Below are 12,533 nucleotides of genomic sequence, written 5' to 3' on the forward strand. Positions count from 1 at the left end.
AGGCGGTGCGTCAGCGTGCACCCTGGTGCGTCGCTGACGCCGACGCACCCTACGATTGAATCCACAAACATCTCTTGGCCACGGAAACACACGGAAAGACACGGAAGCTGGTGGTGCGGTGGGTTTTACATTCCGTGTTCTTCCGTGTGTTTCCGTGGCCATCGATCTTTGGCAGGGTGCGGCGACGCGTGCAGGGGCTTTGCGGCGGTGCCGGGAACGGTAGCAGCATGCCGCCTGCAGCTCATCCCGTGATGTAATGGATGAGCTGGTTGACGATGAACTTATGCTCGTCGATGATCGCCTTGATCAGATCACCGATGGAAATGATACCGATCAGGCGCCCGTTCTCCATCACCGGCAGATGCCGCACCCGCTGGTCGGTGAGTACCGCCATGCATTCCTCGACGGTCTGGTCCGGACTGGCGTAAGGTACCTGCACTGTCATGATCTCGCGCACCTGCGTCTGTTTCGACATACGCCCCTTGAGGGCCACCTTGCGGACGTAGTCCCGCTCCGAGAGCATGCCGACGATATGGTTGCCATCCAGCACCACCAGCGAACCGATATTCTTCTCCACCATCACGGCAATGGCATCGTATACGGATACATCCGGCGTGACGGTCGCGACCTCGAAGCCCTTGCCTTCGAGTACCTGGCGGACAGTGGACATGATGGGGTCTCCCGGTTGTTGTTGACGTAAATGCTTCGAGAAATCGGCCCTCACTAAGCCTAGCAGCCGCACGCCGAAGCACCAGATTGATAGTACCGACCGCAGTCTGCCGGACGGCCATCAGGCATTTGGCAGCACGACCGGTGAGGTGAAGCCCTCGGGCTTCACCGTCAGTACGGAGCAGCCCACGGTATTCAGCACCTTTTCCGCGGTATTGCCGATCAGCAGGCCGGCCAGGCCGGTGCGACTCAGCGTCCCCATCACCAGCAGATCGAAGCGCTCCTTGCGCACCAGGTGGTTGATCATGCGCGGTGCATCACCATGTACGACATGCTCGTGCGCACGGATACCGCCCAGATCCTGGCGGGCGACGAATGCGCGCAGCTGCTGCTCGTAATAATCCCGTGTCTCCCGTCGCAGCTTGCGCAGTGCGCGGTCGTCCAGCCCGCCGCGGGCCTGCATGTAACCCTCCTGGTACAGCGACCATGCCTGGACGACATGCAACTCGCCACCGTCCATGCGCGCCAGCGCGGCAGCATACTCCACGATCACCGGGTTGAGCGAGCTGCGCCCGGAGAGCTGAAATTCCTCACCGATATCCACCGCGGCCAGGATGCGCGCGTAGCGCGGTGGCCCGTCGGCCTTCACCACCCAGACCGGGCAGGGGCAATTGCGCATCAGGTGCAGCGACAGGCTGCCGAACAGACGCTCCCGCAGCCCCACCCGTCCCTCGGCCGCCTGAATCACCAGATCGTGGCCATCGCGCAGCACTTTGCGGATGACTTCGATGAAGGGCCTGCCGACCGCGAGCGTGGAGTTGACCTCGATACCCGCCTGGCGCAGGTCGGCGACGGCCGTGGCGATCGTCGCCTGCAGATCCGCGACCACCTGTCCCTGGAACTCGTCGGGCGGCAGCGTGCCGGTGACGACGCGCGCGCTGCCGGGGATGTCGCGTACCACGCCGAACAGCGTCAGGCGCGCGCCGCCGTGCAGCGCCAACGCACGGGCACGCTGCACGGCACTGTCCGACCGGGGCCCCGGCTCGACGACCACCAGCACGTCCTTGAACATACCCATTGATGCCCTCCTCGCCCGACTGCCGCTTGTCACCGGATGCCGCCGTGTGGCGCGGTGCGGCTCGGGTGCATCATAGCATCGGTACCGGAAAAACCGGCCGCGTCAGGCCGTCTGCAACATGCGCTGCTCGCGCCCGACGATGTCCGCCAGCTGCTGGCGGCGCGCCTCCGGCACGGTCTCCAGCGCCAGCACGCGGTCGACATAGCTACGCGTACCCTGCAGGCATTCCTCGAACAACGACTCGACCTCGGCACGGCGCAGGCCGAAGACCGTTCCCAGTTCCAGCAGGTTCCCACGCACCGACAGCGCACCGTCGAAGGCGATGGGAATCGCCGAACGCAGGTTGTGGCGTGGCCAGGCCCGCATGGGCGCAGGATCGTATACCGGCGCGATCTGCACCGCATCGGGGCCGCCAAGGAAGGCGAGATTTTCGAGGTGCATATCGCCATTGCCGGTGAGCAGGGCCACACAAAAACGGCGGAATACCTCGCGTTGGGCCTGGCGGGGATCGAGGTTCACCACCGTGGCAAGTTTGGCGAGCATGGCCGCGACCCCGTGCATGTCGGTATCCGCACTGCCCTGCACCTCGCGGCTGCCCGAGGCCAGCACCGACAGAAAACTCTCCATGGGAATGGGCAGCCCCTCAGCGTCACGGTCGAAACGCTCAACCGCCAGCAGCCACATACCGTCGAGTTCCGCCTGCCAGGTGCGGGGTACCGCAAAGCCGAGCTCGCGGTGCACGGCGTAACACAGTGCCTCGAGTGCAAGCACGCCTGTGTAGACGGGTGGCTCGATCTTCAGTACCACGTCGACGAACGCCTCGCCCTGGTGTTCCCGCGTACCGGGCGGCGCGAAACGGCCGGACCAGTCGGCGCGGTCCGGGATCGCCGCCAGCAGTTTCGGGATCATGCCGCCGACCGAGGGAGTCGGCCCGAGCAGGCGCGCGATGCTGGCGGCGTCGGTCTCGGGCACGGCCTGTTCGAGGTCCTCGCGAATGAAGCGCCACACCGCCGAACGCTGGCCGATCAGCGTCTCGCGGACCGGCTGGCGCGCATACCACTGCTCCGCGACGCGGTCGTCGGCGAACACGTCGATGTGGCCGATGCCGCCGTGGCCGGCGAGCAGCAGCAGTTCCCATTCGGTGTCGAACCCGGGGGCCGGCGGCGAGCGGCGCTTGGCGAGGAGCTCGGTATACAGGCGCCGCTGGATGTTGCCCGGCGCCTCGCCAGGCATGAGCGTCATCAGCCGCGGATACAGCGGCATGCGCGCGCTGCTGCGGTAGACCACCGGGTTGTTGCCGAACAGTGCCGGACTGGCGAGCAACGCCAGACCGTCGGGATTGCCCTCGGCGAGGAATGCCGCGGCATAACTGAAGCGGCATTCGCGGTCGGTCGCGACCAGGCTGCCCATCTTCAGTGGGCCGTGGGCGGTACGGGTCCAGACGACGGCGTGGTGGTCCGGCATCAGAAGAAGTCCCCGCTGCGGATGGCCTCGAGGCGCTCATCGTCGGGCACCAGCGCCAGCCGCAGGCCCACGACCCGCGCCAGGGCGTCGAGCACGGCAGCGTCGGCCGAGCCGCGGCCCTTCATACGCGACAGGGTCTCCGGGGCGATGCCGGCGCGGACCGCCAGTTCCTTGCCCGGGATGCCCTGCGTCTTGGCGACGGCCAGGATCTGCTTCAGCAGGGCCTGGACCTGGCTATTGTCAGTGGTGCGGGTCATTTGTTGATCATACAGTCAATATTGATAAACATAAAGGCACTTATTCATGATAGTTGACTGTACAGTCAATTTTACTCCAGATGCAAGTGCCAACCCACGCGACCCCACCCTGAGTCGAGCGGGACCGGTCACTGCCTCTGCGCGGTGTACTGGTCAGCCCCGGCCCGGGGCCGGCCGTGCAACGAACCGTCCACGGACCGGGAATTCACGCCATCGCGCCCAAGGTCCTGCGGAAGCGCGCCAGGGAGACCGAGAACAGGACCGCCCCGATCGCCGCGAGGGCGGCGAACGGCGGCCACACGACCGCGAGACCGGCACCGCGGAACAGGATGGCCTGGGCCAGGATGATGAAATGTGTCGTGGGTGCGGCGAGCATCAGATCCTGTACGGGCATGGGCATACTCTCCCGCGGCGTGACCCCGCCCGAGAGAATCTGCAAGGGAACCAGCACCAGTATCATCAACAGGCCGAACTGCGGCATCGAGCGCGCCACGGTGGCAAGGAAGATGCCGAGCGACGTGGTAACGAACAGGTGCAGCGCCGCACCGACCAGGAATAGTGCGACCGAACCTTCGATGGGCACCGCGAGCAGCCCCTGGACGACGAACGCCAGCGACAATGCCGTGGCCACGAGCACCACCAGCCCCATCGACCACACCTTGCTGACCATGATCTCAAAGGGCGTCACCGGCATCACCAGCAGGTGCTCCACCGTACCATGTTCGCGTTCGCGGATCAGGGCGGCCCCCGTGAGAATGATGGACAGCATGGTGACCTGGTTGATGACCGCCGTCACGCTGCCGAACCACGACTTGTTCAACTCGGGGTTGAAGCGCACCCGCAGCGCCAGATCGACCGGCAGCGGCGTGGTGGCCCGATGGCCGTGCACGAAGGCGTTCACCTCCTCCGTGATGATCGTGTGGATGTAGCTGTTGCCGGTGAAGGCCTGACTCATACGGGTGGCGTCGACATTGAGCTGAATCGTCGGGCTGCGGCCGGCCAGGATGTCGTGCTGCAGGCCGGGCGGGATATTGATCGCAAAGGTGTAGAACCCGGCATCCATGCCGCGCTCCAGCGCGGCTGGCCCGATCATGGCCGGTGGCAGGAAATAGGGTGGGTAGAATGCGCTCACGATCCGTCGTGACAGGGGCGAGTGGTCCTCGTCGATGACGGCCAGTGGCGCCTTGCGCAGCGTCTCCGGCGCCGCCGTCGCGGCCGTGTAGATCGACAACGTGAACGCGTAGGCGATGAGCACGAGCAGCAACGGGTCGCGTGCCAGACTGCGCAGCTCTTTACCCCCCAGGTACAAGATGTTGGCCACGCGCATGCTCAGCGCTCCTGTTTCTTCAATAAGATCACGGCCAGGCCGATGAGCACCGGCGCTGCGATCAGCAGCGGGACGAAGGCGGTATAGAGTTCGGCGAGGCCAAGCCCCTTGGAGAAGGTCCCGCGTGCGATCGTCAGAAAATGGGTGGTCGGATAGATCCGGCCGATGAACGCACCCACCCCCTCCAGCGACGCAACCGGATCGAGCAGCCCGGAGAACTGCACGGCCGGCACCAGGGTCAGGATGGCGGTACCGAACAGGGCGGCGATCTGACTGTTGGTGAAGGTGGAGATCACCTGGCCGAAGGCGGTGGCGACGATCGTATACAACAGCGCGCCCAGCAACAGGGTCGGAAAACTGCCCTTGAGCGGCACGCCGAACACGAACATCGCCAGCAGCGTCAGCAGCAGGAAGTTGAACAGGGCGAGCGCGATATAGGGAAGCTGCTTGCCGAGCAGGAATTCGAGACGGGTGACCGGCGTGACATAGAGATTGACGATGGAACCAAGCTCCTTTTCACGCACCACCGACAACGCGGTCAGCATCGCCGGGATCAACAACAACAGCAGTGGGATCACCGCCGGCACGATCGCCGGCAGGCTCTTCACATCGGGGTTGTAGCGATAACGCGTTTCGATATTGACCACGGGTGTCAGCGCGCCGGTGAAGTTCTGCTCGCGTGCCGTGGCCAGCAGCCAGTGCAGGTGCATGCCCTGTACATAGCCACGTATCGTTTCGGCACGCATGGGCATGGCGCCGTCGATCCAGGCGCCGATCTGTACCGGCATACCGCGGTTCAAGTCGCGGGCGAAACCGGACGGGATCTCGATCGCCAGGCTGATCTTGCCGGCGCGCATGCGTGCGTCCAGCGCCGCGTAGTCGGGCAGCGGGGCCCGCTCCGTAAAGTAGCGTGAGCCCGCCAGGTTGAGTACGTAATCATGGCTGAGGGTCGTCTGGTCACGATCGAGCACCGCAAACGACAGATCCTCCACATCCATGTTGATACCGTAACCGATGACCAGCATCAGGAGTACGCTGCCCACGGTCGCCATGGCCAGGCGGATGGGGTCATGGCGCAGCTCCTGCGCCTCGTGCCGGCTGTAACTGAACAGGCGGCGCAGATCGAACAACGTCCGGCGGGGTGCGCTCGGCGTGCCGTGTCCGGGGTCGGTCGCGGCCGGCACCATCCCGGCCGCGGTGTCGGGCGCGGCCTCCTCCACGGCCTCTTCGAGGTAGGCGATAAAGGCGTCTTCGAGGGTACGGACCCCGCGTTTCTCGATGAGCGCGGCCGGCGTATCGGTGATCAGCACCCGCCCGGCATGCATCAGCGAGATCCGGTCACAACGGGCGGCCTCGTTCATGAAATGGGTCGAGATGAAGATGGTGACATGGTCGCTGCGCGCCAGGTCGATCATGATCCGCCAGAAGGCGTCGCGGGCCACCGGGTCGACGCCCGAGGTCGGCTCATCGAGGATCAGCATCTCCGGTGCGTGGATCATCGCCACGGCCAACGACAGGCGCTGGCGCTGACCGAGCGGCAATGCCGCCGGCAAGGCGTCGAGGATGTCCGTCAGATCGAAACGCTGTGCCATCTCCCGGACGCGCGGCGCGATGCGTTCTTCCCCGATGCCGAACAGCCGTGCATGCAGGACGAGGTTCTGGCGAACGGTCAACTCCGCGTAGAGCGAAAAGGCCTGGGTCATATAACCGACCCGCCGGCGGGCGGCGATATCGTGCGGGTCCACCGGCTGCCCGAACAGCCAGGCCTGCCCCGCGGTGGGCGGCAGCAGACCGGTGAGCATCTTCATGGTGGTGGTCTTGCCGCAGCCGTTGGATCCCAGAAAGCCGAAGATTTCACCGCGCGGGATGCGCAGATTCACGCGGTCGACTGCCACGAAGTCACCGAAGTGCATGCTGAGATCGCGCGCCTCGATGGCCGTCTCGGTTGCAGAATCGGCCTCCCGTGGCGGAATGACCACTGCCTGATAACCCGCCCGCTCTGCCGGCGGCAACAGGGCGATGAAGGCCGCCTCCAGGGTGTCCGTTTCAGTGTGTGACAGGATCTCCGCCGGTGTGCCGGTGGCAAGCACGCGCCCGTCGTTCATGGCGGCCAGCCAGTCGAAACCCGCCGCCTCCTCCATGTACGCCGTGGCGATCAGCACGCTCATACCGGGGCGGTTGGCGCGGATACGGTCGATGAGTTCCCAGAACTGCCGCCGCGACAGGGGATCGACACCGGTGGTGGGCTCGTCGAGGATCAGCAGATCCGGGTCGTGGATCAACGCGCAGCACAGGCCGAGCTTCTGCTTCATGCCGCCGGAGAGCTTGCCGGCGGGACGCGCGGCGAAGGGTGCCAGGCCCGTGGCCTGCAGCAGCACGGCGATGCGCTGCTCGCGTTCGGCACGCGCTTGGCCGAACAGACGACCGAAGAAGTCGATATTCTGGACGACCGACAGGGTGGCATACAGATTGCTGCCCAGGCCCTGTGGCATGTAGGCGATGCGCGGCAACAAGGTGTTGCGCTCACCTTTATCGGCCATGTCGCAGCCAAGCACGGCGAGGCGCCCGGTCTGGAGCACCCGCGCACCGGCGATCAGGGCGAACAGGCTCGACTTGCCGACGCCGTCCGGACCGATGAAGCCCGCCATGCAGCCGGCAGGAATGTCGAGACTGACACCCCCCAGCGCCCGCGTCTTGCCGTAACGCAGGCCGATGTCCCGTAGCCGCGCGACGGGTGGCGGCCCCGACTCCGACCCCGGACCCGATCCGGAAGCGTCACTTGGACCGTTCATCCTGAAAACCGCAGTTGCCGCGGCCGGGCATGGCAGAATACAGACAAAGTCATACCTTTCACACCGGCGCCTGCATCACCCGGAAGGCGCTGAACAGCCACGCCGGAGATATCCCATATGGTCGTGTCGTGCGCGTGTCTCCGGGGCGGAAATGCTGCTGTCCGTTTCATTGTGCCGCCGTCAGTTGCAGCTGCGCCGGCCACTCGGTGGTCGGATCGATGCGGACGTAGGCCATACCCGGCAGGCCGGTCTTCACCTGGGTGATGTGCTTCTTCAGAAGTTCCGTGGGCAGCTGCGCCTTGACGCGGAACATCAGCTTCTCGCGCTCGCTCGCCGTCTCCACGGTCTTGGGCGTGAACTGTGCCTCGGCGGCGACGAACGAGACCCGTGCCGGGATCACGTACTGCGGCGCGGCATCCAGTATGATCCGCACCTCGGTACCCAGCGCGAGCCGCCCCGCCTGCGCCGTCGGCAGGAAGAAGGTCATATACACGTCGCTGAGGTCGATCAGATTGAGCACGCGTCCGCCGGCCGCGAGTACCTCGCCGGGTTGCGCCACGCGGTATTGCACGCGCCCGTCGCGCGGCGCCTTGAGGGCACTGTCGGCGATATCGGCCTGGATGCGCTCGACGCTGGCCTGAGCGGCCTCGATGGCCGAGCGTGCGCCGCTCAGCTGGGACTCGGCGGTGGCGATGGCGGCATCGGCGGCGGCCACCTGCGCACGCGCCGCACTGACGGCGGCCGAGGCGCTCAGCGCCTGGCCGCGGTCGTCGTCGGCCGCCTGCTGTGAACCCGCGCCGCGGGTGGCCAGGGTCGCTGAACGCTGGGCACGCTTGTCGGTCGCATCGAGCTCGGCCTCGCGTTGCCGCACCGCCGCCAGGGCGGCCGCCTTTTCCGCCTCGCGCTGCGCCAACTGGCTGCGTGCAGTGGCCTCGGCGCTGCGGGCCTGTTGCCACTGGGCCTGGGCCTGCCGCAGCTGCGCCTCGAGCACCTCGGTATCCATCTGCGCCACCACCTGGCCGGCGGTGACGAAGTCACCCTCGTCCACCAGGATGGCGGCGACCCGGCCGGGGATCTTGGTGGCGACATTGACCTCGACCGCCTCGATACGGCCGTTGCCGCTGGCGAGTCCCGCCGCCTCATCGTGGACACCGTAGCGCTGCCAGGCGAGTACAGCCACCACGACTGCCAGCAGTGCCGCCAACCCGATCCATATGCCTTTGCGCTGTCGCTCCATGATCCCTTTCCTTCTGCCGCTGTCCCATTGGCCGCGTGGGCGTACACGCGCGACACATCGTTCAGGGTCGTTGTAAATGCCCGCTGTATACTCAATACTCGCCTTCGGTTTCTGGATATTGGAAGCGTAGCATGCACGGTGTAAGCGGGTGCCGTTTCGTGGCACTACTGCTCTGCTGCGGCGGGTCGTTGCTGTCCGGCCCGCGTACCGCCGCGGCCACGTCGTTCGAAACCTGCCTTCTGGAGGCGCTGCAGCAGGCGGACAACGACGTCACCGTCGGCGAACTGCGGGCGCGCTGCCAGGCGCGGCTGGCCGACACCACGGATACGATCGCACCGCCGACCGCCTCCCCGGCCGCCTCCCCAGTGGATACCGGGGCCGCCCCGACCGCGTTGCAGCAACGCCTGGCGGCCGAGATCGCGCTGACCGAGAACCCCTGGGTCATCACCCCGCACAAGCCCAACTATCTCCTGCCCATCAGCTACACCAGCCACGTGAACCGCGCACCGTTCACCTTCAGCAACGAGTCGGAGCGCCTGCGCAATCAGGAGGCCAAGTTCCAGATCAGCTTCAAGTTCCCCTTGGCCTACCAGCTGTTCGATGGCCGCAGCAACTTCTATTTTGCCTATACCAACCTATCCTACTGGCAGGTCTACGCCGATGACATCTCCTCGCCGTTCCGCGAAACGAATCACGAGCCGGAATTCTTCCTGACGCACAAAGTAAGCTGGGAAGTCCTGGGCTGGAAGAGCACGCTGCTGGCGGCGGGCTATATCCATCAGTCCAATGGCCGTCAGGATCCGCTGTCACGCAGCTGGGACCGCCTCCATGCCAGCGCCGTATTCGAGCGCGACCACTGGGCGTTCGGCATCAAGCCATGGTATATCTTTCCCACGGATGACGATGACGACAACCCGGACATCTATAAATACATGGGGTATGGAGAACTGCGCCTCATCTATCACAACAACGGTCATGTGGTCACGCTCATGGAGCGCAACAACCTGACCTCCGACAGCCGCGGCGCCGTCGGGCTCGATTACAGCTTCCCGCTGTATGGCAAGCTGAAAGGCTACCTGCAGTATTTCTACGGCTACGGCGACAGCCTGATCGATTACGACGCGCGTACCCAGCGCGTCGGCGCAGGTGTGGCGATCAGCGACCGGTTCTGACCGGCCGGCGCTCTGTGCCGGCATGCCGTGTGACGGTGGCCGGGCTCAATCCAGACGGATCTGCACCGGCGGCACGTTCCATAGCTCATCGCAATATTTACGGATGGCACGATCCGAGGAGAATTTGCCGCCGCGCGCCGTGTTCAGTATCGACATGCGTGTCCAGCGCTCGGGATCCTGCCACACGGCATCGATCCGCTCCTGGCAGGCAACGTAATCGGCGTAGTCCGCCAACACCAGGAATGGATCGGAATGGATCAGATTGTCGACCAGCGGACGGAACACCTCGGTGTCGCCATGTGAGAACCGGCCGCTGCCGATGAGTTCCAGCACGGCCCGCAGTTCCGCATTGGACTCGACCTGCTGCATCGGCCGGTAGCCTTCGTACCGGGCGCGTTCGACCTCGGCGGCGGTGAGCCCGAACAGAAAGAAGTTCTCGGCACCGACCGCCTCGCGGATCTCCACATTGGCACCGTCGAGCGTACCGATGGTCAGCGCGCCGTTGAGCATGAATTTCATGTTGCCGGTACCCGAGGCCTCGTGGCCGGCCGTGGAGATCTGTTCGGAGAGATCGACGGCCGGGTAGATCAGCTGCGCATTCTGGACGTTGAAGTTGGGCACGAACACCACCCGCAGGCGCGTATTCACCTGCGGGTCGCCGTTGATCGTCTGGGCGACCGCAGTGATGAGGCGGATGATGAGTTTGGCCATGGCGTAACCGGGTGCTGCCTTGCCACCGAAAATGAAGGCGCGTGGCGCGATCTCCAGGGCCGGGTTCTGCTTCAACCGATGATAGAGCGTGACGATGTGCAGGACGTTCAGGTGCTGGCGCTTGTATTCGTGGATACGTTTGACCTGGGTATCGAACATCCAGCCCGGATCGAGTTCGACGCCGGCATGGGTATGGATATAGTCGACGAGCCGCTGCTTGTTGGCCAGCTTCAGCGTGCGCCACTCACTGCGGAAGCCGGCATCGTCGGCAAACGGTTCGAGTCTCCGCAGCTCCTCCAGATCCACCACCCAACCGTCTCCGAGGGTACGATCGAGCAGCGCGCGCAGCCCCGGATTGGCGAGCGCGAGAAACCGCCGTGGCGTGACGCCATTGGTCTTGTTGCTGAAACGCTCGGGCCAGAGGTCGTGAAAATCCTTCAGCGCACTCGCGGTCAGCAACTTCGAATGCAGCGCCGACACCCCATTGACGGCATGGCTGCCAACGACCGCGAGGTGCGCCATGCGCACGTGTTTTGCACCCTTCTCGCCGATCAGCGACATACGCGCCAGCCGCGCCTCGTCGCCGGGAAAGCGTGCCCGTACCTCGGCAAGAAAGCGTGCATTGATCTCGTAGATGATCTCCAGATGCCGCGGTAGAATTTGCTGGAACAACGGCAACGGCCAGGCCTCGAACGCCTCGGGCATGAGGGTATGATTGGTGTAGCCGAACGTGGCCCGCGTGATGTCCCAGGCCTCGTCCCAGCCGACGTACCGCTCGTCGACCAGCAGCCGCATCAGTTCGGCCACGGCAATGGACGGATGGGTGTCGTTGAGCTGCACGGCGCAGCGTTCTGCAAAGCGTCGCACCGGCTCCCCCTCGTAGTCCAACAGATGCAGCATGTCCTGCAGGGAACAGGACACGAAGAAATACTGCTGGATAAGACGCAACTGCTTGCCGACGGTGGGATCGTCGTTGGGATACAGCACCTTGGTGATGGTCTCGGATCTCATCTTATCCGCTACGGCCTGATAATAATCACCGGTATTGAAGGCCTGGAAGTCGAACGACTCCACGGCCTCGGCGCTCCATAACCGCAGCGTGTTGCAAGTATTGACGGCATAGCCCTGGATCGGAGTATCGAAGGCGGTGCCCTTCACCACCTGATGCGGTATCCATCGTACCCAGTAGTGCCCCAGCTCATCGCATTGATGTTCGGTATGGCCGCCCAGGCTGACGTAGTAGTAGATCTCCGGTTTGGCGATCTCCCAGGGATTGCCCCCGCGCAGCCACTTGTCCGTGAGCTCGACCTGCCAGCCGTCGCGGATCTCCTGGTCGAAGATACCGAATTCATAACGGATGCCGTAACCGATCGCCGGGCGTTGCAGCGTCGCCAGGGAATCGAGATAACAGGCCGCCAGCCGTCCCAGCCCCCCGTTGCCCAGACCGGGCTCCTCCTCGCACCAGAGCACCTCTTCCAGGTCCTGCCCGAGCTCTGCCATGGCGGTTCGCGCCACCGACTCGATCCCGAGATTGACGAGATTGTTGCCGAGCTGCGGACCCAGCAGAAATTCCGCGGAAAGATAACAAGCAACCTTCGTATTCAGGTCGAAGTACGTCTGGCTGGTGTACATCCAGCGGTGCTGCAGCCGGTCACGCACCGCGAGCGCCAGGGCCATATAGTAATCGTGCGCGCTCGCGCCCAACGGCAGACGGCCCAGGGAATAATGGAGGTGGTCGCTGACGGCCTGCTGCAGAGCGACGGCGGTCATGCCGGTGCGCATGTCCACGTCTGCCGGCCTGAGACCAACGGTGTCCATCGTGGTCC

General features: G+C 64.8%; 9 protein-coding genes. 1 reads left to right on the forward strand and 8 read right to left on the reverse strand.

The window, feature by feature from the left end; translation table 11 throughout:
• Positions 1-241: 241 nt before the first annotated feature.
• The 7 genes from K8I04_14335 to K8I04_14365 form a co-directional block, all read right to left on the reverse strand.
• Entirely contained in the window at positions 242-670 is a 429-nt protein-coding gene (locus K8I04_14335) for a CBS domain-containing protein (GenBank protein ID MBZ0072892.1), read from the reverse strand.
• 120 nt (positions 671-790) lie between these two features.
• Entirely contained in the window at positions 791-1,747 is a 957-nt protein-coding gene (locus K8I04_14340) for a universal stress protein (protein MBZ0072893.1), read from the reverse strand.
• A 102-nt stretch (positions 1,748-1,849) separates the two neighbouring features.
• A complete protein-coding gene (locus tag K8I04_14345; GenBank protein MBZ0072894.1) occupies positions 1,850-3,211 on the reverse strand; it encodes a HipA domain-containing protein in 1,362 nt (453 codons plus the stop codon).
• Entirely contained in the window at positions 3,211-3,468 is a 258-nt protein-coding gene (locus K8I04_14350; GenBank protein MBZ0072895.1) for a hypothetical protein, read from the reverse strand. Before K8I04_14350 ends, K8I04_14345 begins: the two co-directional genes overlap by 1 nt.
• Positions 3,469-3,673: 205 nt before the next feature.
• Complete coding sequence (locus K8I04_14355; protein ID MBZ0072896.1) at positions 3,674-4,795, reverse strand: ABC transporter permease; 1,122 nt, start codon at positions 4,793-4,795, stop codon at positions 3,674-3,676.
• 2 nt (positions 4,796-4,797) lie between these two features.
• A complete protein-coding gene (gene rbbA / locus K8I04_14360) occupies positions 4,798-7,587 on the reverse strand; it encodes a ribosome-associated ATPase/putative transporter RbbA (GenBank protein ID MBZ0072897.1) in 2,790 nt (929 codons plus the stop codon).
• Positions 7,588-7,753: 166 nt separating this feature from the next.
• Positions 7,754-8,824 carry an HlyD family efflux transporter periplasmic adaptor subunit gene (locus K8I04_14365; protein ID MBZ0072898.1) on the reverse strand — a complete coding sequence of 357 codons (1,071 nt, stop codon included), beginning with the start codon at positions 8,822-8,824 and terminating at the stop codon, positions 7,754-7,756.
• Between the two features lie 158 nt (positions 8,825-8,982).
• Here K8I04_14365 and K8I04_14370 point away from each other — a divergent pair, with 158 nt between their 5' ends.
• Positions 8,983-9,996 (forward strand): phospholipase A, encoded by a 1,014-nt coding sequence (locus K8I04_14370; GenBank protein ID MBZ0072899.1) that lies wholly within the window; start codon positions 8,983-8,985, stop codon positions 9,994-9,996.
• 45 nt (positions 9,997-10,041) lie between these two features.
• On the opposite strand, the gene K8I04_14375 is transcribed toward K8I04_14370, so the two are convergent.
• Positions 10,042-12,525: a glycogen/starch/alpha-glucan phosphorylase gene (locus K8I04_14375; GenBank protein ID MBZ0072900.1), complete on the reverse strand. Its 2,484-nt coding sequence runs from the start codon at positions 12,523-12,525 to the stop codon at positions 10,042-10,044.
• Positions 12,526-12,533: the final 8 nt, after the last annotated feature.

It is taken from the genome of Gammaproteobacteria bacterium (genome assembly GCA_019911805.1).
In the GTDB taxonomy this organism is placed as follows: Bacteria; Pseudomonadota; Gammaproteobacteria; order Thiohalobacterales; family Thiohalobacteraceae; genus JAHJQQ01.